Annotated in this window: 19 protein-coding genes; 12 read left to right on the forward strand and 7 right to left on the reverse strand. The window is 65.4% G+C overall.

All coding sequences use genetic code 11. From position 1 onward, the window contains the following. Position 1 precedes the first annotated feature (1 nt). A complete protein-coding gene (locus tag FCN77_RS21345; protein ID WP_137323880.1) occupies positions 2 to 1,699 on the reverse strand; it encodes a hypothetical protein in 1,698 nt (565 codons plus the stop codon). A gap of 220 nt (positions 1,700 to 1,919) precedes the next feature. Continuing rightward, positions 1,920 to 2,558 (reverse strand): hypothetical protein, encoded by a 639-nt coding sequence (locus tag FCN77_RS21350; protein WP_217496176.1) that lies wholly within the window; start codon positions 2,556 to 2,558, stop codon positions 1,920 to 1,922. 313 nt (positions 2,559 to 2,871) lie between these two features. Here FCN77_RS21350 and acs point away from each other — a divergent pair, with 313 nt between their 5' ends. Together acs and FCN77_RS21360 are read left to right on the forward strand one after the other, a co-directional pair. After that, on the forward strand, positions 2,872 to 4,989 hold the full coding sequence (acs, locus tag FCN77_RS21355; RefSeq protein ID WP_137323882.1) for an acetate--CoA ligase: 2,118 nt from the start codon (positions 2,872 to 2,874) through the stop codon (positions 4,987 to 4,989). Positions 4,990 to 5,215: 226 nt separating this feature from the next. Continuing rightward, on the forward strand, positions 5,216 to 6,526 hold the full coding sequence (locus tag FCN77_RS21360) for an ABC transporter substrate-binding protein (protein ID WP_137323883.1): 1,311 nt from the start codon (positions 5,216 to 5,218) through the stop codon (positions 6,524 to 6,526). On the opposite strand, the gene FCN77_RS26100 is transcribed toward FCN77_RS21360, so the two are convergent. After that, entirely contained in the window at positions 6,511 to 6,669 is a 159-nt protein-coding gene (locus tag FCN77_RS26100; protein ID WP_175417349.1) for a hypothetical protein, read from the reverse strand. The genes FCN77_RS21360 and FCN77_RS26100 overlap by 16 nt on opposite strands. Here FCN77_RS26100 and FCN77_RS21365 point away from each other — a divergent pair. From FCN77_RS21365 to FCN77_RS21375, 3 genes are read left to right on the forward strand one after another with little or no spacing between them, the layout of a single operon-like run. Continuing rightward, entirely contained in the window at positions 6,659 to 7,645 is a 987-nt protein-coding gene (locus tag FCN77_RS21365) for a carbohydrate ABC transporter permease (RefSeq protein WP_137323884.1), read from the forward strand. The genes FCN77_RS26100 and FCN77_RS21365 overlap by 11 nt on opposite strands. Beyond that, positions 7,642 to 8,556: a carbohydrate ABC transporter permease gene (locus tag FCN77_RS21370; RefSeq protein ID WP_137323885.1), complete on the forward strand. Its 915-nt coding sequence runs from the start codon at positions 7,642 to 7,644 to the stop codon at positions 8,554 to 8,556. Before FCN77_RS21365 ends, FCN77_RS21370 begins: the two co-directional genes overlap by 4 nt. Before the next feature lie 57 nt (positions 8,557 to 8,613). Then, on the forward strand, positions 8,614 to 9,405 hold the full coding sequence (locus FCN77_RS21375) for a DeoR/GlpR family DNA-binding transcription regulator (protein ID WP_137323886.1): 792 nt from the start codon (positions 8,614 to 8,616) through the stop codon (positions 9,403 to 9,405). A gap of 15 nt (positions 9,406 to 9,420) precedes the next feature. Here the strand turns inward: FCN77_RS21375 and FCN77_RS21380 are convergent, their stop codons facing one another. Then, the gene (locus FCN77_RS21380) at positions 9,421 to 10,440 is read right to left on the reverse strand and encodes a LacI family DNA-binding transcriptional regulator (RefSeq protein ID WP_137323887.1); all 1,020 of its coding nucleotides are present in this window, start codon (positions 10,438 to 10,440) and stop codon (positions 9,421 to 9,423) included. Between the two features lie 14 nt (positions 10,441 to 10,454). Beyond that, positions 10,455 to 11,657, reverse strand: a complete 1,203-nt coding sequence (locus FCN77_RS21385) for a Gfo/Idh/MocA family protein (RefSeq protein WP_137323888.1) — start codon at positions 11,655 to 11,657, stop codon at positions 10,455 to 10,457. 216 nt (positions 11,658 to 11,873) lie between these two features. On the opposite strand from FCN77_RS21385, the gene FCN77_RS21390 reads away from it, so the two are divergent. From FCN77_RS21390 to FCN77_RS21405, 4 genes are all read left to right on the forward strand, one after another. Continuing rightward, a complete protein-coding gene (locus tag FCN77_RS21390) occupies positions 11,874 to 12,830 on the forward strand; it encodes a carbohydrate ABC transporter permease (protein ID WP_137323889.1) in 957 nt (318 codons plus the stop codon). A gap of 12 nt (positions 12,831 to 12,842) precedes the next feature. After that, complete coding sequence (locus tag FCN77_RS21395) at positions 12,843 to 13,787, forward strand: carbohydrate ABC transporter permease (RefSeq protein ID WP_137323890.1); 945 nt, start codon at positions 12,843 to 12,845, stop codon at positions 13,785 to 13,787. 45 nt (positions 13,788 to 13,832) lie between these two features. Continuing rightward, the gene (locus FCN77_RS21400; protein ID WP_137323891.1) at positions 13,833 to 15,173 is read left to right on the forward strand and encodes a sugar ABC transporter substrate-binding protein; all 1,341 of its coding nucleotides are present in this window, start codon (positions 13,833 to 13,835) and stop codon (positions 15,171 to 15,173) included. Positions 15,174 to 15,334: 161 nt separating this feature from the next. Then, positions 15,335 to 17,533 carry an alpha-galactosidase gene (locus FCN77_RS21405; RefSeq protein ID WP_137323892.1) on the forward strand — a complete coding sequence of 733 codons (2,199 nt, stop codon included), beginning with the start codon at positions 15,335 to 15,337 and terminating at the stop codon, positions 17,531 to 17,533. 69 nt (positions 17,534 to 17,602) lie between these two features. Here FCN77_RS21405 and FCN77_RS21410 read toward each other — a convergent pair whose 3' ends face one another. Further along, entirely contained in the window at positions 17,603 to 18,565 is a 963-nt protein-coding gene (locus FCN77_RS21410) for a hypothetical protein (RefSeq protein WP_137323893.1), read from the reverse strand. 239 nt (positions 18,566 to 18,804) lie between these two features. On the opposite strand from FCN77_RS21410, the gene aroQ reads away from it, so the two are divergent. Together aroQ and FCN77_RS21420 are read left to right on the forward strand one after the other, a co-directional pair. Continuing rightward, positions 18,805 to 19,281: a type II 3-dehydroquinate dehydratase gene (aroQ, locus tag FCN77_RS21415; RefSeq protein ID WP_137323894.1), complete on the forward strand. Its 477-nt coding sequence runs from the start codon at positions 18,805 to 18,807 to the stop codon at positions 19,279 to 19,281. Between the two features lies 1 nt (position 19,282). Then, on the forward strand, positions 19,283 to 20,347 hold the full coding sequence (locus FCN77_RS21420; protein ID WP_137323895.1) for a DUF2332 domain-containing protein: 1,065 nt from the start codon (positions 19,283 to 19,285) through the stop codon (positions 20,345 to 20,347). 26 nt (positions 20,348 to 20,373) lie between these two features. On the opposite strand, the gene FCN77_RS21425 is transcribed toward FCN77_RS21420, so the two are convergent. Continuing rightward, positions 20,374 to 21,558, reverse strand: a complete 1,185-nt coding sequence (locus tag FCN77_RS21425) for a MarP family serine protease (protein WP_137323896.1) — start codon at positions 21,556 to 21,558, stop codon at positions 20,374 to 20,376. 249 nt (positions 21,559 to 21,807) lie between these two features. Between FCN77_RS21425 and FCN77_RS21430 the strand changes: the two genes are divergently transcribed. Beyond that, the gene (locus tag FCN77_RS21430) at positions 21,808 to 22,485 is read left to right on the forward strand and encodes a Crp/Fnr family transcriptional regulator (protein WP_011693220.1); all 678 of its coding nucleotides are present in this window, start codon (positions 21,808 to 21,810) and stop codon (positions 22,483 to 22,485) included. The last annotated feature ends 481 nt before the right edge of the window (positions 22,486 to 22,966 follow it).

The raw sequence follows: 22,966 nt of genomic DNA on the forward strand, positions 1-22,966 counted from the left end.
GCTAGCCGCGCTCGATGTTGCTGAGGTCGCGCAGCAAGCCCACCCGGCCATCGGTGTGCTGCACCAGGAATTCGTGCCCGCGGTCCTCCAGGGCAAGAACCCACCCGCCGGGTTCGATCACGAACGCGGGCATGCCCGTCCGCTCGTCGACGGCGGTGCGGGGCTGGGCCACGGCGAACCAGAACGCGTCGTGGACCGGCTGGTCCTCATGCTCTTCCGGGCGGCTGGACGGGTCCACTGTGGCACCGATGGGCTCCTGCGACATGACCTGCGGGTGGAGCATCGTTTCTGCGGGCGCCGAGGCTGCGGAGCCCGCGCCGGTTGCGGACTCCCTTGCGGCGGGAACCGCCGCTGCCCGCGTCGCTTGGGCCGCGGAAGGCTCGGGGGAAGAAGGCGCGGAGGCGGACGGCGCGACGGCGGCTGCGTGCGTCTGCCCGGCAGCGGGAGGCACGACGTCGGCAGCCTGGGTTGGCGGCGACGCGGCAGCCTGGGTTGGCGGCGGCGTGGCAGTGCGGCTGCTGCTGCCGGCGGCATCGGCTGCCCCGGCCGCAACGGCCGCGTTGCCGGACCCGGCGGACCCTTCGGACCCCGCGGTGGCCGGTGTGGCAACAACCGTCTGCGCCGATGCACGCTGCGCCTGGCCCTGCTGGACTGAGCCCTGCTGCGCCTGGCCCTGCTGGACTGAGCCCTGCTGCGCCTGGCCCTGCTGGACTGAGCCCTGCTGCGCCTGGCCCTGCTGGACTGAAGCCGGCTGGGTTGAAGCGGGCTGGGCCGTGTTCCGGGCCGCGCCTTCGTGAGTTACTCCGTCGCCTTCGTGAGTTACTCCGTACTGCGGCGCCCCGTGCTGTGCTTCACCGGCAGAAACTCCGGAATGCGGGCGGTTGCCGTTCAGGCCCGCACCCGTTTGAGGCGCACTTACATGAGCCGTACCGGTCGGGGAAGCACCGGTCGGGGAAGTACCGTTCTGAACCGCACTGCCGGTGGCGGACGCACCTCCAGCAGCACCGGCCCCGCCCGCGGCACCCGCCGTCAGGCGCTTCCCCCAACCGGCCAGCGTGCCGGAGCCGGGCTCTTTGGCGGGCTTGGGTTCCTTCGGGGTGCTGGGCTTGCGGAACGGCGCGGCGGATTCGCGGGCCACCACGTGCGCCGGCACTTCCGCGCGGTCCATGAAGTCACCGGCAAGGAACGGAATGAAGCGGCCCAGTACCGTGGCGGCAAAAAGACCCATGGACCCGATCAAAGCCACCAGCATGCTGGGAACGAATGCACCGGCAACGGCCAGGAAGAAGAACGCCAGGGCAAACGATGCAACCACGGAGGCGAACTGGTCAATGGACAGCGATCCGATTCGCACCTTGGACTCGGGGGTGAGGCGGCGGGCCACAAAAAGCGCCGTCACGATCAGCGGCAGGATGATGCCCAGCCCAAGGAAGAACAGGCTGCCCAGGTTCCACAGGTTGTACCGGGAAGCGAACATCGGGATCAGCGACGCCACAAAAAGAATCAGCGTTGACGCGAATACGGTGAGGTCACGGACGGTGAACGGGCCCAAGACCGTTTCGTTCTTCTTTGCCGTCAGCCGGTTTTCCGCAGGCTTTGGCCCTTTCGCGGCGTCGGGCTTGCCGGGGTCCGGCTGGCCGGTTGCCTGACCGGGATGCGGATGGACGGCCTTATGCTGTCCATGGCTTTGCTGGTTCATTCTGTTCTCCTTAGCATGGTGGCGCCCTGGACAGCGCCTCCTAACGGCAGGCAGGAACAGGACCGCAAGCGGTCCCGTCGCCTCCATCGGATGTCACAACTCCATCTCAGCCTAGCCAAGTGCATGGCCGATCACTAGCTGACGGGCCGCAGGCGGACGTGCCGGAATACGGAGGAATTCACCTAGCACATCCGCCTGTTTGCCGGGTGAAAGTATCGCGTTAGGACTGCCCGGCCCAGCTTCCCAGCGCGCGTGTGTAGCTCGCCGGATCATTGCGCGTCACAGCGGAAACCGCGAGGTGGCGGTTGGTGATCCGGCGGGCAAAGTGCCCCGCATACGGAAGCACAATCACGGTGTCCAGGCCGCCCTGCCACGCCGCAATCAGGGCCGGCAGGCTCTGCGGTTCCGGGGCAGCAGCGGCACGGCGTGTCCTCTGTGGCGGCTGCTCGTAGGCGTGCGGACTGCATCGTCGCAACCAGGCGCTGTAGGCGTCGCCGTCGATGCCCTCCCAGCCATACTCGGACTGCCAAAACGGCGGAATCAATGGGTTGAGGTCCCGGCCCGGCGCCGAGACCTCACGAATGAAGCCTGGCGTCGGACGGACTGTGGGGTCCGGCTCCTGCATCGAGTACCACTGCCAGGCGCGTTCCCAGGCACGGTGCCAGCGGGCTTCCCATTCCGTCCGTCCGGGTGCTTCCGGCAGCTGGGATGCACCGATATCCGGAGCCGGGTCAAGCGGCGGAACATCGGCCCCGTCCGTAATTCCCCAGGCCTGGCGGATGAACAGCAGGATGGTCAGGTGCTGCGGGGCGTCGTCCACCCGGATGATCATGTCGTGCGGCCACGGATTGCGCGGCACCGGTTCCGTGAATCTCATGTTTCCCCCAAGTCATCACGAGTTGTGGAGCTAGTCTGCCGGATGCCCGGCTTCCGCACCAGAGACCGCGGTCCCGGCCGTCCCGGAACCACTCGGCGCTTAATAAACGCCGTTCACGGCTCACTATGTGACCGGGCACACTTGCGGTGAGGGGCAGGCGTTAGTGTGTATTCCGGAACAGCTCTTTGCGGTACAGCCGTGATCAGCCGCTGCCCGACGCCGCGCACGCGGCCCGGGTGCGGCCAAGTGACGGACAGTCCCGCGCAGCAAAGATCGATGAATGATGAGGTTCACCATGTCCCAGGACACACCCAGCTCCACGGCCACCGCTGCCCACGCTGAAGTGCCAGCCAACCATGCCCCCACCGGAGCCTCCGGAGCAAACGGAGCTTCCGGAACAAACGGAACTTCCGGAACAAACGGGAACGGCGATGCCTTCGAGAACCTCTCCCACGAGAACCGGAAGTTCGCTCCCTCGGAAGAGTTCGCCGCGAACGCGGTCGTTACCGCCGCGGACTACACGGAATCCGAAGCCGACAGGCCGGCGTTCTGGGCCAGGCAGGCCCGCGAACTGCTCACCTGGTCCAAGGACTTCACCAAAACCCTGGACTGGTCCAACCCGCCCTTCGCCAAGTGGTTTGTCGGTGGCGAGATCAACGCGGCCTACAACGCCCTGGACCGCCATGTGGAGAACGGGCTCGGGGACCGGGTTGCCATCTACTTCGAAGGCGAACCCGGCGACAGCCGCTCCTACACGTACGCCCAGCTCACCGAGGAAGTGAAGAAGGCAGCCAATGCGTTCGAATCCCTCGGTGTGGCCAAGGGCGACCGCGTGGCCGTTTACCTGCCCATGATCCCCGAGGCCGTCATCACGCTGCTGGCCTGTGCCCGGATCGGCGCCATCCACTCTGTGGTGTTTGGCGGCTTCTCCGCCGAGGCCCTGCGCTCCCGGATCGACGACGCCGAGGCCAAGCTCGTGGTCACCGCCGACGGCACCTACCGCCGCGGCAAGCCCAGTTCGCTTAAGCACGCGGTGGACGACGCGTTGTCCCACGAAGGGGACGGTAGCGGCCACACCGTCCGGAACGTGGTGGTGGTCAAGCGCACCGGCCAGGACGTCGACTGGCACGATGGGCGGGACCACTGGTGGGCAGACACCGTCGGGGCAGCCTCCGCGGAGCACAAGGCCGTGGGCCACGATTCCGAGCACCCGCTGTTCATCCTCTACACCTCCGGCACCACCGGCAAGCCCAAGGGAATCCTGCACACCACCGGCGGCTACCTGGCCCAGGGCGCCTACACCCACAAGGCCGTATTCGACCTGCACCCGGAAACAGACGTGTACTGGTGCACGGCCGACGTCGGCTGGATCACCGGCCACTCCTACGTCGCCTACGCCCCGCTGATCAACGGCGCCACCCAGGTCATGTACGAAGGCACCCCGGACTCCCCGCACCAGGGCCGCTGGTGGGAGATCATCGAGAAGTACAAGGTGTCCATTCTCTACACCGCCCCCACCGCGATCCGCACGTTCATGAAGTGGGGCAAGGAGATCCCGGCCAAGTTCGACCTCTCCTCCATCCGCGTCCTGGGTTCGGTGGGCGAACCCATCAACCCGGAAGCGTGGATGTGGTACCGCGACGTCATCGGCGCCAACGCGGGCAAGAACGGGGAGAAGAAGGAGCACCCGGCCCCGATCGTGGACACCTGGTGGCAGACCGAAACCGGCGCCCAGATGATCGCCCCGCTGCCCGGCGTCACCGCCACCAAGCCCGGCTCGGCGCAGGTTCCGTTGCCCGGCATCGCCGTCGATGTGGTGGATGAACTCGGCGAGTCCGTGCCGAACGGGCACGGCGGTTTCCTGGTGATCCGCGAACCGTGGCCGGCCATGCTGCGCGGCATCTGGGGCGACGCGGAACGGTTCAGGGAGACCTACTGGTCCCGGTTCGAGACGATGTACTTCGCCGGCGACGGCGCCAAGAAGGACGAGGACGGCGACGTCTGGCTCCTCGGCCGCGTGGACGACGTCATGAACATCTCCGGACACCGGCTCTCCACCGCCGAAATCGAATCGGCCCTGGTCAGCCACCCGGCCGTGGCCGAGGCCGCCGTCGTGGGCGCCGCCGACGAAACCACCGGCCAGGCCGTGGTCGCGTTCGTGATCCTCCGCGAAGACGCCACGGACACCGGTGACGCGATCGTCCAGGAACTCCGCAACCACGTGGGCAAGGAGATCGGCCCGATCGCCAAGCCCAAGACCATCCTTGTGGTCCCCGAACTGCCCAAGACGCGCTCCGGCAAGATCATGCGGCGCCTCCTCAAGGACGTCGCGGAAGGCCGTGAAGTGGGCGACGCCACCACCTTGGCTGACAACACCGTGATGTCCCAGATCGCCCAGTCGCTCAAAAAGTAACAGGCACCCACGGAAGCCCCGCTCCAGGGGCACCACTCCGCAGGCACCAGCCGGCCCCGTTTTCCCGCCCATCGGCGGTGAAAAACGGGGCCGCAGTGTTTTGTGACGATTCAAACACGAACCGTGCCCAAAATGTTGTTTCCCGTGCTTTCCTGTTCCCTTTTGAGAGGTTATAGTCATGAATATGTGAGGTGCCTCACATCAGCTATTTTTCAAGGGAGAGAACATGGCAGCACAGTTTGATGCGTCGGCGGCCGGCTACCCGAGCCGGCGGAGCATCCTCAAGACCGTCGGCGTCGGTGCGGCAGGCCTGGCCGGCATCCCGTTCCTCGCAGCCTGCACAGGCGGCAGCGGCCCGTCCGCAACAGGTTCCGAGTCCCCCGGGCTGTCTTTCGGGTCGGGTTCCTCGGACGATGTTCCCAAGCGGGCCTACCAGGCCGTCACCGACGCCTTTACCGCCAAGACAGGGAAGAAAGTCACCACCAACGTGGTGCCGCACAATGACTTCCAGAACAAGATCAATTCCTACCTCCAGGGCTCCCCGGACGATACCTTCACCTGGTTCGCCGGGTACCGTATGCAGTATTACGCGGGCAAGGGACTCCTGGCACCGATCGACGACGTCTGGCAGAGCATCGGCGCCAACTACTCAGACGCCCTCAAGAAGGCCTCCACCGGCCCCGACGGCAAGATGTACTTCGTCCCCAACTACAACTACCCGTGGGGCTTCTTCTACCGGAAGAGCCTCTGGGCGGAGAAGGGCTACGAGGTTCCGGAGACCTTCGATGCCCTCAAGGCCCTGGCCACGAAGATGAAAGCGGACGGCATCATTCCCATCGGCTTTGCCGACAAGGACGGCTGGCCGGCCATGGGCACCTTCGACTACATCAACATGCGGCTCAACGGCTACCAGTTCCACGTGGACCTCTGCGCCCACAAGGAGTCATGGGACCAGCAGAAGGTCAGCGCCGTTTTTGACACCTGGTCCGCACTGCTCCCCTTCCAGGACCCGGCCGCCCTGGGCCAGACGTGGCAGGACGCCGCCAAGGCGCTGGAAGCCAAGAAGACCGGCATGTACCTGTTGGGGTCCTTCGTGACGCAGCAGTTCACGGATCCGGCAGTCCTGGCGGACATCGGGTTTTTCGCCTTCCCGGAGATCGCCATGGAGGGCCGGGACGCCGTCGAGGCCCCGATCGACGGCCTGCTGCTCTCCAAGAAGGGCGGAGAGAACAAGGCTGCCCGCGACTTCATGGCCTTCCTGGGAAGCGCCGAAGCCCAGAACGCCTATTCCGCCGTGGATTCGTCGAACATCGCCACGGTCAAGGGCACGGACACGTCAAAGTTCACCCCACTGAATAAGACCTGCGCGGACACCATCGCAAACGCAAAATACATCAGCCAGTTCTTCGACCGCGACGCCCTTCCGGCTATGGCCAACAACGTGATGATCCCGGCCCTGCAGTCCTTCATCAAGGACGGCAAGATGGACGTCAAGAACCTCGAGGCCCAGGCCAAGACGCTTTACGCCGCGCAGTAGTTCCAGCCCACCAGTTCCAGCCCGGTCAGCCGCGCATCGCACGTGACCAGCAGGGAAGGTACGACGACGGCGGCACTGCTTCCGCCGTCGTCGTACCTTCCCTGCATCCGGACAATTCGAGGGAAGACTTCCATGAGCAGCACTGCAAGAGAACTTATTCCGCCGGAATCCCGGGAACCCGAGGGGGCTTCCGCGAAGCGGGGTCGAACCAGACGGGCCAGGGGCGGGCGGGTCCGACGACTGTCCGGACGCGACAAGCTGGTCCTGTCGCTCATGGTGGGCATCCCCACCCTGATCGAGCTGACGCTGGTCTGGCTGCCGATGCTGATGTCGGTGGGCCTCAGCTTCACCCGGTGGAACGGCCTGGAACTGAGCGACATCCGCCCGGCCGGCCTGGCCAACTACCAGTACATCTCCCAGGACTATCCGCCGTTCTGGCCGGCGGTGCAGCACAACATGCTGTGGCTGCTGTTCCTGGCCCTCGTGGCCACGCCGCTGGGCCTGCTGCTGGCGGTGCTGCTGGACCAGAACATCCGCGGCGGCAAGATCTACCAGAGCATTTTCTTCGCACCGGTCATGCTCTCGCTGGCCCTCATCGGCATCATCTGGCAGCTCTTTTACCAGCGCGACAACGGCCTGCTGAACTTCCTGCTTGGTACGGCCGGGACCCCGAAGGCCGTTGACTGGTTCGGGGACTCCTCCGTCAATATCTGGGCCGCGATGATCGCCGCCACGTGGCGGCACGCCGGCTACGTGATGCTGCTGTATCTGGCCGGGCTCAAGGGCGTTGACCCGAGTCTCAAGGAGGCGGCGGCCATCGACGGGGCCAACGGCTTCCAGACGTTCTTCCGGGTGGTCTTTCCGGCAATGCGGCCCATCAACATCGTGATTGTTGTCATCACCATCATCGAATCGCTCCGTGCCTTTGACGTGGTTTATGTCATCAACCGCGGCACCAACGGCCTGGAAATGCTCAGCGCCCTGGTGATCCAGAACCTGGTGGGCGAAGGCCAGGTGATCGGCGTCGGCTCAGCGCTCGCCGTGGTGCTGCTGGTCATTTCCCTTGTCCCTATCGTCTTCTACCTCAGCCGCACCTTCGGCAAGGAGAACAAAGCATGAGCACCACAGCAACCCCCGCCACCCGCGCGGGCACCGCCGCCGGGGTCCGTTCCGGCAGCCGGCGCAAGCGCCACTATGGAACGCATATCTTCCTCACGGCCATGGCCGTCATGTGGCTGGTCCCACTGGGCTGGTCCCTGTTCACCGCCCTCCGCCCGGTGGCGTCAACCAACGAACACGGATATTTCAGCCTGGCGGGCGATTTCAACTTCGACAATTTCACGCAGGCCTGGACCCAGGGCGGCTTCGCCACCTACTTCATGAACTCCCTTATCATCTCGGTTCCGGCGGTGCTGCTGACCCTTTTCCTGGCCTCCCTGATGGCGTTCGCCGTGAGCCGGGTGAACTGGAAGTTCAACATCACCCTGCTCATCATGTTCACCGCGGGCAACCTGTTGCCGCCGCAGGTGCTGGCCGCGCCGCTGTTTGAGATGGCAAAGCACTTCCAGGTGCCGTACTCCTTCAGCGATTCGGGCAACATGCTGAACACGTACATCGTGGTCATCGCGGTCAACATCGCCGTGCAAATGGGATTCTGCACATTCGTCCTGTCCAACTACATGAAAGCCCTGTCCGCCGACCTGACCGAGGCCGCCCTCGTGGACGGCGCCGGCATCTGGCGCCAATACCGCGAAATCATCATGCCGTTGTGCCGGCCCGCCTTCGCCGCCCTCGGCACGCTCGAAGTCATCTTCATCTACAACGAATACTTCTGGCCCCTGCTGTTCATCCAAAGTGGCAACCGCCTCCCCATCACCACTGCCATCAACAACCTCCAGGGCCAGTTCCTGAACAACTACAACCTCCTCGCCGCCGGCGCCGTCATCACAGTCATCCCCACCCTGGTCATCTACCTCCTGCTCCAGCGGCAGTTTGTTGCAGGCCTGACTCTCGGTTCCAGCAAGGGGTAGACCATGATGGACACTGACGGGGACAGCATTCCCCAGCCGTAGCCCGAAAGGAACTCCATGCTCCCCGCAGCACGCCACCAGGCAATCGTGGACGCCGTCCAGCGCGAGAGGGTGGTCCGGGTTTCGGACCTTGCCCAGCAGCTGGGCGTGTCACTGATGACCGTTCGGCGGGACATTGAGCTGCTGGAAGAGGGCGGCAGGGTGGAACGGATCCACGGCGGCGCCAAACTGCCCGGCGATGCCAGCACGCACGAGCCCGGCTTCGAACAGAAATCCACCCAGCTGACGGCGGAAAAACGCGCCATCGCAGTCGAGGCCGCGTCCCTGGTGCACGAGGGCATGGCGGTGGGGCTCGGCGCCGGCACCACCACGTGGGCGCTGGCGAAGGAACTGGTCAACGGCCCGCGCATCACCGTGGTGACCAACTCGATCCGCATCGCCGACCTCTTCCATCACGGCTCGTCGTCAGGCGCCGGACGCTACGGTTCTACCGTGATCCTGATCGGCGGCGAGCGCACGCCGTCGGACGCGCTGGTGGGGCCCATTGCCACGGCGGCCCTCAAACAGCTTCACCTGGACCTGCTGTTCCTGGGCGTGCACGGGATGGATCCCGATGCCGGCTTCACCACCCCCAACCTGTTGGAGGCCGAGACGGACCGCGCATTCGTGTCGGCCTCGCGCAAAGTTGTGGTGGTGGCCGACCACACGAAGTGGGGCACGCAGGGCATGAGCACCATCGCCGCGTTCGAGGAGGCCGATGAAGTCATCAGCGACGCCGGACTCAGCGGGGACGCACGGCGGATTCTTCAGGAAAGCGTCAGCAGGCTGCGGATAGTAAGCGCCGTGTAGCCCGGGAGCCGGTTGCTACGGGCAGCCGCAGGACTGCCTGACCAGCAGCCGTGTCGGGAAGACGAGGTGACGGGGCGCCCCGCCGCGGTCCGCTCCGACCAGCGCGCGCACCGCGGCGTCCGCCATGTCGCGCACCGGCTGCTCCACGGTAGTCAGCGGGGGCCACGAATATTCGGCCTCCACCGAACCATCGAAGGCGGCCAGGGCAATGTCCCCCGGAACGGAAAGTCCAGCTTCATGGAGGGCCCGGAGGATGCCCACCGCCTGCATGTCCGAACTCGCAAAAATGGCAGTGGGGCGGTGTCCCGACGCCAACAGGCGTTTTCCTGCCGCGTAGCCTCCAACCCGGGTAAAGGCGCTGCGCGCGATCGGGCCCTCCGGCAGGCCGGCGGCCTCGAGTGCCTGCAGCCAGCCCTGTTCGCGATCATCGGCCTCATTGGCTGTGGTGGTACCCATGGCGAGTCCGATGTTTGTGTGGCCATGCCCGATGAGGTGTTCCACGGCAGTGCGGGCGCCCTCGGCAAGATCCACGCCGACGCTGGTGACGCCGGCAGGCCTCTCACTGTGGCTTAGCAGGACCGACGAAATCTCCGCCGCTTGCAGATCCGCAAGATCCGGTTCGGAGAGGACGCTAGCAAGCACGACGCCGTCCACCTGGCGGGCGGCCAGGTTGCGGATGTGCCGACGTTCCTTGGCGAGGTCGCCGTCGGAATTAGTCAGGAACAACGCGTAGCCGAGTTCGCCGGCCGCGTCCTCCACCGCGTGCGCCAGCAACGAAAAGAACGGGTTGCTGTTGTCCGGAATGATCAGGCCGATGGTCTCGCTGGACCCCAGTTTCAGCGCCCGTGCGGCCGCATTGGGGCGGTAGCCCAGAACGCGGATCGCGTCCTGGACTTTTGCCTCCGTGGCCGGCGCAACCCGTTTGGGTCCGCCGTTCACCACGTAGCTGACCACGGCTGTGCTCACGCCTGCGTAGCGGGCAACATCCTTGCGGGTTACCGGGCTTCGAGGTGCGTGCACTGCGGGAGTGGTCATGGAGTACATGCTAACTACTCGACCCGCGGAGCGTCGCCAAAGTCGCGGATGGGCAGGCGTTCACCGTTCTGCTGGGCCGAGGCATGAGCGACGATCCCGGGAAGGGTGAACCGCGCGGCGACCCAGGCGTTAACCGGAGGAAGCGTTCCTTCGTTGACCGCGGTCACGAAATCATCCACCAGGAACTGGTGGCTTCCCTCGTGTCCGTTCGGGGCGCCGCGGAATTCCTCGGGCAGGCGTCCGCGGTCGTGCACAGGGGCGAGGCCGGAGATGAACGCATCACGCAATTCCGGTGCGACGTCCGCGAGCGAGGGGTCATCGAGCGGGATGCTGGGCTTGGTCTCCACCTGTTCAGAGATGTCGTGGACATTCTCCTTGTCCTGCCACACCGTGACCTTGGCGAGCTGCTCGAAGCTGGCCTCGGTGCCGAAGAAGCGGAACCGGGACTCACGGATGTGGGACGGGTAGCCAACGCGGCGCATTTCGTTGGTGCGCATGGCGCCGCCGTCGTTCAGCTCGAAGAGCGCGGTGGCGTTGGAGAAGTCGTTGCCGAACATGCTGACGTCCTTGTCGAAGACGCCGTCCTCACGGTCGTCCTTGACGCCGATGCAGCTGACGCTGACCGCGTGGGACGGCAGCGCACCCAGGACACCACCGATTGCATGCGTGGGGTACAGCATCGGTGGGTAGCTCGCCGTCGACTTCCAGGCGTCTCCGCCGCTGTACTGGTAAGCGTCATAGAAGCCGAGGTCCATGTCGTGGACATAGTCGCCTTCGCTGTAGAAGATCCGGCCGAACTTGCCGGCGGCGTGCTGGTTGCGGGCATAGACCGTCGCAGGGTTGTAGTAGCTGGTCTCCCCCATGGCGTAGACGAGCCCGGTTTCCTTCACGGCCTCGATGATGCGCCCGATCTCCTCTTCGGAAACCGCCATGGGAACAGCTGAGTAGACATGCTTGCCGGCGCGCAGCGCCTGCTCCACCAGCGGCCCGTGGGTCCAGCGCTGCGTGAAAATGGCGACCGCGTCGACGTCGGACGCCAACAGTTCCTCGAAACCCGCCTTTGTGCCGTCAAGCCCCCAACGCTCCAGCGCCGCAGCGGCGCGTTCGGGCCGTTCGTCAACGACGTAAACCTGGCTGACTCCCGGGTGGAGCTTGAAGAGATGCGCGAAATGGCCGCCGAACTGTCCGACGCCGACGACTCCGATTGAAAACGCCATTGTTTGCCTTTCCTTGGCTGGCCCGCGGTTCCGGGCGCGAATTGGCCCTAAGTGGGCTTAGGAAGAGTCTTTCACCGCGATCTACTCGAGTCAACGAATATTCCAACGGGCAACGTAACTTTCAGTATTTGTAGGAAAAAAAGCTTGCCCACCTGAATCTACTCGTGTAGATTTCCATTAGTTGTTACCCACATCACAGTCAGGAAAGGGTCGAAGATGACCACCCTTACCAAGCAACAACAGGACCCGGCAGCCCGGGCCGGACTCCCCAAGGCAGGCAAGACCGCCCGCAGGAGCCTCACCAACCGCCTCGGCGACCTGAAGGTCGCCCTGTTCTTCATATTCCCGGCGATGATCGGCTTCGTTCTCTTCTATTTGGTCCCCACCATCCGGGGCGTCTACCTCAGCTTCACCGAGTACAGCATCCTGGGTGACCCCACCTGGATCGGCATCAAGAACTACACCGCCATGCTGGGCGATGAACTGTTCTGGAACGCCATGGGGGTCACCGTCCAGTACGTCGGGTTGAACATCGGATTCCAGACCCTCATAGCGCTGGGGCTGGCACTCCTGATGCACCGCGTGGCAAAATCCACCTTCATCCGCGGCGCATTGCTGCTGCCCTTCCTGGTGGCCAACGTGATCGTCGCGCTGCTGTGGTTCTGGATGCTCGACTACCAGATGGGCATCGTCAACGAAATCATCAGCTGGATGGGCCTGCCCCGCATCGCCTTCTTCGGCAGCGAGCAATGGGCCATTCCCACCATCGCCGCCGTCAATGTCTGGCGCCACATGGGCTACACCGCCCTCCTGCTGTTCGCCGGCCTGCAGTCCATCCCCAACCACGTCTACGAGGTTGCATCACTCGACGGCGCCTCCCCCACCCGTACCTTCTGGAGCATCACCATGCCGCTCCTGCGCCCCGTCATGGTGCTGGTGTTGGTGGTCACCGTAATCGGGTCCTTCCAGGTGTTCGACACAGTGGCAGTGACCACGGCCGGTGGCCCCGTCAATGCCTCCCGCGTCATCCAGATGTACATCTACCAAAAGGCCTTCGGCGAATCGGACTTCGGCTACGCATCGGCACTGTCCGTCATTCTCTTCCTCATTCTTGCCCTGGTGGCCTTCGTGCAAATGAAGTTCCTCAAGGGCAACGAATCGGATCTGGACTAAGGAACCCCAGCCATGAGCACCTCCACACTCACCCGCAAGAAGTCCGTCAATAACAACTCTTCCCACAGGAATTCCGTAAAGAAGCCGGTCAACTGGCGTCGCGTCGGAGCCTGGGCCCTGGTGGCCATCGCCGTAGCTGTCACCGTGGCACCGTTCCTGTGGATGCTGCGCACCGCGCTGTCCAGCAATGCCTCGCTGGCCTCCAACGCCGGCAACCTGCTGCCCGCGGACTTCAGCTTGGGCGCTTTCAAACGGGTCCTAGGGATGCAGACCCCGGAAGAGGCCATCGCCGAGGGAGGTTCGGGAGCCGCCATCAACTTTTGGCTGTACCTGCGGAACTCGGTCATCTTCGCCAGCGTCACCACTGCGGGGCAGGTCTTCTTCAGCGCGATGGCAGCCTACGCGTTCTCCCGGCTCCGCTGGCCCGGACGGAACGCCGTGTTCGGCCTGTTCCTGGCCACCATGATGGTCCCGCCGATCTTCACCGCGCTGCCCAACTTCCTCATGATCAAGAACCTGGGGCTGCTCAACACCTTTGCCGGAATGACGCTGCCCTTCCTGTTCATGACCCCGTTCGCAATCTTCTTCCTGCGCCAGTTCTTCCTCAGCATGTCCCGGGAAGTGGAAGAAGCCGCCATGCTCGACGGCGCCAAGCACCTGAGGATCTTCTTCCAGATCGTCCTGCCGAATGCCGCTGCACCTCTGGCCACCCTGGCGCTGCTGACCTTCATCGGCCAGTGGAACGAATACTTCTGGCCGCTTCTGGTGGGTCAGGACGAAAGCGTCCGGGTGCTCACCGTGGGCCTGGGCGTCTTCAAGTCCCAGTCCCCGCAGGGCGCCCCGGACTGGACCGGGCTGATGGCCGCCACCCTGGTGGCCGCCGTCCCCGTGCTCCTGCTGTTCATCGCCTTCGGCAAGAAGGTAGTGAACTCCATCGGCTTCTCCGGAATCAAGTAGCCCTTCACTTCACCCCTCCCCTGCAACACCCTCGAAAGGTCCATCATGAAGAAAACCATCGGCGTCGCAGCTGCCGCCGCGGCAATCGCCCTGTCCCTCTCCGCCTGTGGCGGAGGCACCCCCGCCTCGAGCGAGGCCAAGGGTGAAATCAACTACTGGCTCTGGGACGCCAACCAGCTCCCCGCCTACCAGCAGTGCGCTGACGATTTCACCAAGGCCAACCCGGACATCAAGGTCAAGATCACCCAGCGCGGCTGGGACGACTACTGGACCACGCTGACCAACGGCTTCGTCGCCGGCACCGCCCCGGATGTCTTCACCAACCACCTCTCCAAGTACGGCGAGTACGCCGCGAAGAAGCAGCTGCTCTCCCTCGACGACGCCGTCGCCAAGGACGGCGTCAAGCTGGACAGCTACACCAAGGGCCTGCCGGAACTCTGGGTCGGCCAGGACGGAAAGCGCTACGGCCTGCCCAAGGACTGGGACACCGTGGGCCTGTTCTACAACAAGGCCATGACGGACTCCGCAGGCCTCACCGCCGAGCAGATGGCCAACCTCGAGTGGAACCCGAAGGACGGCGGCAGCTACGAAAAGGCCATCGCCCACCTGACGGTGGACAAGAACGGAAAGCGCGGCGACGAAGCGGGCTTCGACAAGAACAACGTGGCCACCTACGGCCTGGGCCTGGCAGGCAGCGGTTCCGGCCAAGGCCAGACCGAATGGAGCTTCCTCAGCGCCACCACGGGATGGTCCCACACCGACAAGAACCCCTGGGGCACCAAGTTCAACTACGACGACCCCAAGTTCCAGGAGACCATCACCTGGTGGGCCGGCCTGATCGAGAAGGGCTACATGCCCAAGCTGGAAACCACTGTGGGCGCCAGCCTGGCTGACAGCTACGGTGCCGGCAAGGCCGCCATCAACACCACGGGTGACTGGCTGATCGGCCAGTACAACACCTATAAGGGCGTGGAGACCGCATTCGCCCCCACCCCCAAGGGTCCTGACGGCAAGCGCGCCAGCATGTTCAACGGCCTGGCCGACTCCGTCTGGGCCGGCACCAAGAATCCCGCCGCCTCCGTCAAGTGGGTCGAGTACCTCGGCTCCACCGCCTGCCAGGACGTCGTGGCCTCCAAGGCCGTAGTGTTCCCCGCCATCACCAGCTCCTCCGAGAAGGCGGCCGAAGCATTCAAGGCCAAGGGCACCGACGTCTCTGCCTTCACCACGCACGTGAAGGAAGGCACCACTTTCCTCTTCCCCATCGCGGACAAAGCGGCCAAAGTTGATGGCATCATGAAGCCTGCAATGGACGCCGTGCTCTCCGGCAAGAAGCCCGCCAGCTCCTTGACCGAAGCCAACAACCAGGTGAACGCCCTCTTCAAGTAGGCCGAACCTGAAGTGGCTGCGTAGTGGTCGCAGTCACGGCCCCGGCTGCCGCCGTTTCATCCTCGCGAAACGGCGGCAGCCGGGGCACTCCACCCATACGCATACGAAACCGACGGGCCAGCGTCACGACACGCTCACCGCCAAAACGAAAGAGAACCCCTATGAATCCCCTGCACCTCCGCTCCGCCGGCACCAGCCTGGTGATCAGCTTCGACAGCGGGGAGGCCGAGGTCATTCACTGGGGCGCCGATCTGGGCGCATCACTGCCTGATCTGGCCATCCTCGGCGCACCGATCCCCAACTCAGCCATCGACGCCACCGTCCCTGCCGGGCTGTTGCCGCAGGCATCCTCCGGCTGGCGCGGACGTCCGGCCCTGCGCGGGCACCGGATCACAGACGGCGTCCCCGGCTACGACTTCTCCGTCCGCCTCCGCGTTTCCGCCGTAGAAAGCGGCGGAAATACCGCCGTAATTCTTCAGTCCGATCCCGATGCCGGCATCACCGTGGAATCCACGCTGGAACTGCACGACGGCGGCCTGCTGGAAATGCGCCAAACCGTCACCAACACCGGCACATCTCCTTTTCAGCTCGACGAGCTGGCCACTGTACTGCCGGTGGCTCCCGACGCCGTCGAACTCCTTGACCTGACCGGCCGCTGGTGCCGTGAACGCCACCCGCAGCGCCGGGCCATCCAGCAGGGCACCTGGGTGCGGACCGGGCGGCACGGACGCACCGGCCACGATTCCTCCCTGCTGCTTGCAGCCGGCACGGCAGGCTTCGGCAACCGCCACGGCAAGGTCTGGGCAACCCACCTTGCCTGGAGCGGCAACCACGAGCAGTTCGCAGACAGCATCGCGGACGGGCGGACGATGATCGGCGGCTCCGAGCTGCTGGGCCCGGCCGAGGTAGTCCTCCAGCCGAACGGCAGCTACACCACTCCCGCCCTCTTCGCGGCGTATTCGGACCGTGGCCTGGACGGCATCAGCGAAGCCTTCTACAGCTGGTTCAGGAACCGGCCGCACCACGTGCTGCCTGCAGCTGGCGGCGGCTCCGGCACCCGCACCGGCAAGCCGCGGCCCGTGGTCCTGAACACCTGGGAAGCGGTCTATTTCGACCACAACCTGCCCACGCTGATCGAGCTGGCCGACTCTGCCACCGACCTCGGCGTCGAACGCTTCGTCCTCGACGACGGCTGGTTCCGCGGACGCCGCGACGACCACGCGGGCCTGGGCGACTGGTACGTCGATGAGGGGCTCTGGCCCAACGGGCTGACGCCGCTGGTCGACGCAGTGACCTCCCGCGGCATGGAATTCGGGCTCTGGGTGGAGCCGGAAATGATCAACCTCGACTCCGACGTGGCCCGGGCCCATCCGGACTGGATCGTCGGACCCGCAGCGGCCTCGCACAAGGACGGCGGCCGTCTGCCCCTGGAATGGCGGAACCAGCACATCATCGACCTCGTCAACCCCGAGGCCTGGCAGTACATTTTCGACCGGATCGACGCCCTGCTGAGCGAAAACAACATCAGCTACCTCAAGTGGGACCAAAACCGGGACCTGACCGAGCACGGCCACGCAGGCCGCGCTTCGGTGCACGAACAGACCCTGGCCGCCTACCGGTTGTTCGATGAGCTCCGCAAGGCCCACCCCGGCGTCGAGATCGAAAGCTGCTCCTCCGGCGGAGCCCGCGTCGATCTGGGCATCCTGGAGCGGACCGACCGGATCTGGGCCTCGGACTGCAACGACGCCCTGGAACGGCAGACCATCCAGCGCTGGACCGGACTGGTGGTCCCGCCGGAACTCGTCGGCGGGCATATCGGTCCCACCACCTCGCACACCACCGCACGCACGCACGACCTCTCCTTCCGCGCCATCACCGCCCTCTTCGGGCACTTCGGCATGGAATGGGACGTGCGGGAAGTCCAGGGCGCCGAGCGCGAGGAACTCAAGCGCTTCATCGGGATCTACAAGGAACACCGCGACCTCATCCACAGCGGCCGGATGGTCCGCGCCGATGTCCCGGACGACTCCCTGATGCTGCACGGCGTGGTCGCCTCAGCCCCTGTCGCCCCCGGCGGCACGGCAGCCCTGTTTGCCCTGGTCAGCACCCGGACGGCCTTCGCGGAACAGCCCGGGCGCGTTGCCATCCCCGGACTGGACGCGGACCGCAGCTACCGGGTGGAGGCCATCTTCCCGGCGCCCGGCGACGCCGATTACGCGCACACGTTCACGCAGATCCATCCGCCGGCTTGGCTGGCCACTGGGGCCGAAGCGACGGGACGCTTCCTGGCGGAGGTGGGCTTGCCGATGCCCGGTCTCAATCCGGAACACGCGCTGCTGCTGCGTCTCTCGGCAGTATAGTTTTCACCGCCGCGTATGAGCCTGCCGGCCGGGTAACCTCCCGGCCGGCAGGCCGTTGCCGCAGCCCGGTTAGCGGGCGTCTACAAGGACAACCTCGTACTTGCTGGCCCCGGGGACGCCGAACTTCGCGTTGACCAAGGCGAGAGTATCGCCGAACAGGGCGGCCGTCGTCGGGACCTGGAAGTCTGTGCTGGTGATGACGCCCTTGACCTCGAAGGACTCCAGCCGCGAATCAAGCCGCACCCGGCTCACCTGGTTGAGCATGTTCTGTACGGCCCACAGGGTGTTCCCGTTCACCACAATGCCGTCGACATAGGGCAGGCCGGCACCGGTGATTTCAGCGCTGGCGCCGGATTCCGGATCCACCGTGTAGAGGGCTTCGTTGGCCGTATGCGCAACTATCAGGGTCCGGCCGCCACGGACGGCCGCGATGCCGTTGAGGTTGAAGTCCCCAGAGGTGGCTGCCGCCGGGCCGGTGAGCGTGAGGGTCTTGAGGTCGCCGGGTTTGCCGTGGCGGTCCACGGGGACAAAGTACAGCTCACCCTTTAGCGAGTTGGTGAACCAGGCGCCGTCATCGGTGACCGCGACGTCATTGATGAACGCCGGCTGCTGCTCCGAGACTTCAGTCAGCTGGTACGTGGCCACCGTCTTGCGCGTGTCGGTGTCGTAGACGTAGGCCTGGCCGGTGGCGCCGCCGGCAACGAAGAGCAGGCTGTTCTCCACGTCCACTTTCATGCCGACTGCCATCCGGCCGTCTGGTACGTCTATGTAGAGCCTGGCCGTCCCGCGACGGATATCGCCGCGGAAAATGTCGCCTTTGGCAAGGTCCCCGGCGAAAAAGGTGGTGCCGTTGCCCTCGGCAATGCCTTCGGCGGATGAGGCCCCGGGAAGCTCAATGACCTTGTCGTGGCCGTTGGCTGACGGGGGTCCGGCAAACGCTACGGGCGCCGGAACGAACAGTGCTGCGAGGGCCACAAGTCCCACGGCGGCACGGCGAACTGCTTTTCCTGATTCCACATTTTTGCAGCGCATGATGACGCTCTCTCCAGATCGGGCTTTCCGCGCGAGCTGACCGGTACGGGAGCTCCGCACGATGGTCCTTCAAGTCTAGGCACGGCGGATCGGAGTGGCCAGAGGCGCGTGCTGGCCTGCGGCCGCCGGCACCGCCCGCCCGCGCCCGAAGCCCGCCCGGGCAGCCCACCCCTGCGGCCGTCCCTGGCGGCAGCCGTAAAGAACCGCTCCCCGGCACGTGAAGCGATAGATTGGCACACATGACTGAAGCCTCCCCCGCCACCGACGCCGGCCGCCCCACCATCCTGGTCCTCAACGGTCCCAACCTGAACCTGCTGGGAACCCGGGAGCCGGAAAAGTACGGCACGGCAACGCTCGCCGACGTCGAACAGCTCGCCAAGGACGCCGGTGCGGCACACGGCGTGGAGGTTGAATGCTTCCAGTCCAACCACGAAGGTGCCCTGGTTGACGCAATTCACGCCGCGCGCGGCAAGGCGATCGGCATTGTCCTCAACGCCGGAGCGTACACCCACACGTCCGTGGCCATCCGCGATGCCATCTCCGCCGTGCAACTGCCGGCCGTGGAGGTCCACATCACCAACGTCCACGCCCGCGAGGAATTCCGGCACCACTCCTACCTTTCGGACATCAGCAAGGCCGTCATCGCGGGCGCCGGCGTCATGGGCTACCGGTTCGCCGTCGAATACCTCGCAGAGCTGAACGCCGGCAGGGCCTGAGATGCCATCCGCCGGCGCGGGGAAGGCGGGCACGGCGGACTGGTACCGGAACTTCGGTACGGTCGATGCCCCGGCCTCGTCGCCGTGTTATGCCGAATGGTCGGTGGGGATCGCCGACGATCCTGAGCTGATCGGGCGCATCGAGCGGTGGCCGCACAACAAACGCCAGCCGCTGCTGATCCTGGCCGCCGCGCGCTTCCTCGGGGCCAAGATCACTCCGTACGCCGAATTCCGGGAATTCCTCATGGCCCGCTGGGACGAGGTCTCCCGGATTGTGCTCTCCCGCGCCACCCAGACCAACGAGGCAGGCCGTTGCGCCACTCTGCTGCCCTCCCTCGCCGCCATCGCCGGCTCCACTGGCCGCCCGTTGGCCCTGATCGAGGTGGGCGCCTCTGCCGGCCTGGCGCTGTATCCCGACAGATATGTCTATGAGTACGACGACGGCGCGTCCGTCACGCGGCTGGCACCGCGGACACGGGATTCCAGCCCCACTGCGGCAGGCGGACCGCCTGTTCTTCGTTGCACGGTGAAGGGCGGCGTCCCCCTGCCCGCGGAGCTCCCGGAGGTGGTGTGGCGGGCCGGGATAGACCTCAACCCGCTGGACATCAGCGATCCTGACGACGTCGCCTGGCTCGAGGCCCTCATCTGGCCGGAGCAGGACTTCCGGCGCGACAGGCTGCGCCGGGCCATCGCCATTGCGCAGCAGGATCCGCCGCTGCTGGTGGCCGGCGACCTCAACGAACAGGTGGAGTCACTGGCCCGGCAGGCGCCGCAGGACGCGACCCTGGTGGTCTTCCACAGCGCCGTTATGGCGTACTTGGACTCGTCCCAGCGGGAAGCGTTCCGCTCCACCATCAGCAGGCTTGCGGCCGAGCGCGGCTGCCACTGGCTGTCGAACGAGGGACACACCGTGCTCGCCCAGGCGGACGGCTCCACGGTGGTGCCGGAAATGGACGAGGCAAGGCTGCGGGGTCGCTTCCTCCTTGTCCAGGACGGGCTCCCCGTGGCCATCGCGGGGCCGCACGGCCAAACCCTGGAGTGGCTCTGGGGTTCATTCCCGGGGTGAGTGGCTGCTGCAGATTGTTCGGGCCGTTACTTTTGGATGCACTGCCCTGAGGAAACGGCACCACTCAGGCCCGCGGCCTGAGCCGCCACGGGAGCGAGATCGTCCATGGTGATGGCGAAGCCGACAGCCGCGTCGGTGGTGGCCTTGGCGAAGATCACGCCGGCCACCTGGCCGTCGGTGGTCAGGAGCGGGCCGCCCGAGTTGCCCGGCTGGACATCGCCGGCGAGCCTGTAGACGTCTTCCGGCGCGGGGTTGTTGCCGTAGATGTCCGGCACGAGCACCGTTGCGATGTCCTGGATTGTTGCCGGCTTGGACTGGAACGGCCCGCCGTGAGGATAGCCGGCGAAGGCTGCGGCGGTGCCGGCAGGCAGGTCCGCCGTCAGCTGCAGCGGTGAGGAAGGCAGGCCGTCCACCGCGAGGACAGCGAGGTCGTGCTGGCTGTCGAAGTAAACGACGCGGCCGGGCATGGCGCCCCCTCCGGGGATCTCCACCACAGGCTGCGACACGCCCGCCACCACATGGGCGTTGGTCACAACCCGCCCGGGCGAAACAACGAAGCCCGTTCCCGTCTGGTTCTGGCCGCATTCGTACGCGGTGCCGGCGATTTTCAGGACCGACTCGGCGGCCCGGTTGAGCGCCAGGGTGTCTGTGCTCGCGTTCGGAATGGCCACCTGCTTGCCCGGGCCGATCCCCTCGATCAGGGTGGGGATGCCGTCGCCGATCACGGTGGAGCGCAGTTGGGCAACGGCGGTCTTCACGGGGACGGGCGTCAGACCGTCAATGAAGCGGATCACCCTGGACTCCGCCAATTGCTGGGAGACGAACGGGACACCCAGCGCGCTGATGCTGAAGGACAGCATGGACATGACCAGCGCAGCGACCACTACGTTGACTCCGCCGCCCAGCACACGGTCCATGGCCCGAAGGGGCTGGATCCGCACGGCGCCGCGGATCCTGCGGCCGATCATGGTTCCCAGCGCATGGCCCAGCACTATCAGCACAACAGCCGTGGCCACGATCGCCGTAAGCCGCCAGCCGCTGTCCGCCACGAGGTTGCTGACGATGGGCACTGACACAAAAGCGGCGAGGGCACCGGCAACGAACCCGGCGATGCCGCCGAGGGTCACCAGGAAGCCATTGCGAAGGCCGTAGATCAGGTAGGACAGCAGCGTCAGGATCAAGGCCAGGTCCAGGATGGTCAAGCCGAACACAAGGGCTCCTCACAAAAACAGGTAAGCCCCAATTCTAGAGGGGAACCCTGACAGTTTCCCGACGAAGGCGGCGGCCAGGGTGACCCGCAAAAACCCAAAAATGCCGTCACCGGACAACGGCAATTGCCACCTGGGAGGCCGTCGGGGCGCCGTTTCAGGCGTTTCACGTGCCAAGTACGTCACAGAACGTTGAAAATTCTGAAACAATGGCTGAAGCGCCCCAGCCGACACATTTACTCAGGAGATTACATGGACATCGAGGTATTGCGCCGCGCACCCTTATTTGCCACGCTCGACGACGAAGCATTCCGCCTGCTCACGGACGAACTTACCGAGGTGGACCTGTCACGCGGAGCATCGGTCTTCCGTGAAGGCGACCAGGGTGATCAGCTCTACTTCATCGTCTCCGGCAAGGTTAAGCTTGGCCGCACGTCCCCCGACGGACGCGAGTCCCTGCTGGCGATCCTCGGCCCGGGCGAGCTCTTCGGCGAGATGGCACTTTTCGACCCGAGCCCCCGCACGGCAACGGCAACGGCCGTCTCGGAGACCCGCCTCGCCGGCCTGAAGAACGAAAGCCTCAACGCGCTACTCCGGACCCGCCCGGAAGTTTCGGCCCAGCTCCTGCAGGCTCTGGCCCGCCGCCTGCGCCGCACCAACGATTCGCTCTCCGACCTCGTGTTCTCCGACGTTCCGGGCCGCGTGGCCAAGGCGCTGCTGGACCTGGCCGACCGCTTCGGCCGCCCGGCAACCGACGGCGTCCTGGTGGCGCACGAGCTCACCCAGGAAGAACTGGCCCAGCTGGTGGGCGCCTCCCGCGAAACGGTGAACAAGGCCCTGGCCGAGTTTGTGCAGCGCGGCTGGCTGCGCTTGGAAGCCCGCGCCGTCGTGATTCTGGACATGCAGCGCCTCCGCCAGCGCTCCCGCTAGTCAGTTTCACTAGGTGAGGCCCTAAGGCTGCCATCCTCCGCGTGCTGCTCCTTCGTCGCTTTGACGCACGCTTCCGGATGCCCGCCTCAGGGCCTCTCTTGCGTCCAACCCGGGATATTGCTGGTCGAGCCTGTCGAAGCCACGATCTCGATCAGCGGGAGAATGACGCGTAAAAATCCCGGGGACACAGAAAATGCCTGGCGACACCCGAATCCCGGTGTCGCCAAGCATTTTCTGCGTCGTCAGCCACTTTGCGTGGCGTCACCGTTCGGCCTCCCGCACCGAGAGCGACAAGAACTGCAGGAGCGTCGCAGAAAAAGCGACGGGAACTGCGAGAGCGTCCGAGAAAGCCGGGCGGCGGTCTTTCGCGTAGGAGCACATCGCGGCGCATCGGGCTCCGGAGGTCGCCAGCGACCGTAGGAGCCCCTATGCGACGTGTCTACGCGACGGCGTAAGGCTGCCGTTCGGCGAACCCAACCAA

The organism is Arthrobacter sp. 24S4-2, assembly GCF_005280255.1.
Taxonomy (GTDB): Bacteria; Actinomycetota; Actinomycetes; order Actinomycetales; family Micrococcaceae; genus Arthrobacter.

What these genes read in the sequence shown, in the direction of transcription:
- FCN77_RS21345 (WP_137323880.1), bottom strand. Translation starts at nt 1,699, where the DNA reads ATGAACCAGCAAAGCCATGGACAGCATAAGGCCGTCCATCCGCATCCC.
- acs (WP_137323882.1), top strand. Translation starts at nt 2,872, where the DNA reads ATGTCCCAGGACACACCCAGCTCCACGGCCACCGCTGCCCACGCTGAA.
- FCN77_RS21360 (WP_137323883.1), top strand. Translation starts at nt 5,216, where the DNA reads ATGGCAGCACAGTTTGATGCGTCGGCGGCCGGCTACCCGAGCCGGCGG.
- FCN77_RS21365 (WP_137323884.1), top strand. Translation starts at nt 6,659, where the DNA reads ATGAGCAGCACTGCAAGAGAACTTATTCCGCCGGAATCCCGGGAACCC.
- FCN77_RS21370 (WP_137323885.1), top strand. Translation starts at nt 7,642, where the DNA reads ATGAGCACCACAGCAACCCCCGCCACCCGCGCGGGCACCGCCGCCGGG.
- FCN77_RS21375 (WP_137323886.1), top strand. Translation starts at nt 8,614, where the DNA reads ATGCTCCCCGCAGCACGCCACCAGGCAATCGTGGACGCCGTCCAGCGC.
- FCN77_RS21380 (WP_137323887.1), bottom strand. Translation starts at nt 10,440, where the DNA reads ATGACCACTCCCGCAGTGCACGCACCTCGAAGCCCGGTAACCCGCAAG.
- FCN77_RS21385 (WP_137323888.1), bottom strand. Translation starts at nt 11,657, where the DNA reads ATGGCGTTTTCAATCGGAGTCGTCGGCGTCGGACAGTTCGGCGGCCAT.
- FCN77_RS21390 (WP_137323889.1), top strand. Translation starts at nt 11,874, where the DNA reads ATGACCACCCTTACCAAGCAACAACAGGACCCGGCAGCCCGGGCCGGA.
- FCN77_RS21395 (WP_137323890.1), top strand. Translation starts at nt 12,843, where the DNA reads ATGAGCACCTCCACACTCACCCGCAAGAAGTCCGTCAATAACAACTCT.
- FCN77_RS21400 (WP_137323891.1), top strand. Translation starts at nt 13,833, where the DNA reads ATGAAGAAAACCATCGGCGTCGCAGCTGCCGCCGCGGCAATCGCCCTG.
- FCN77_RS21405 (WP_137323892.1), top strand. Translation starts at nt 15,335, where the DNA reads ATGAATCCCCTGCACCTCCGCTCCGCCGGCACCAGCCTGGTGATCAGC.
- FCN77_RS21410 (WP_137323893.1), bottom strand. Translation starts at nt 18,565, where the DNA reads ATGCGCTGCAAAAATGTGGAATCAGGAAAAGCAGTTCGCCGTGCCGCC.
- aroQ (WP_137323894.1), top strand. Translation starts at nt 18,805, where the DNA reads ATGACTGAAGCCTCCCCCGCCACCGACGCCGGCCGCCCCACCATCCTG.
- FCN77_RS21420 (WP_137323895.1), top strand. Translation starts at nt 19,283, where the DNA reads ATGCCATCCGCCGGCGCGGGGAAGGCGGGCACGGCGGACTGGTACCGG.
- FCN77_RS21430 (WP_011693220.1), top strand. Translation starts at nt 21,808, where the DNA reads ATGGACATCGAGGTATTGCGCCGCGCACCCTTATTTGCCACGCTCGAC.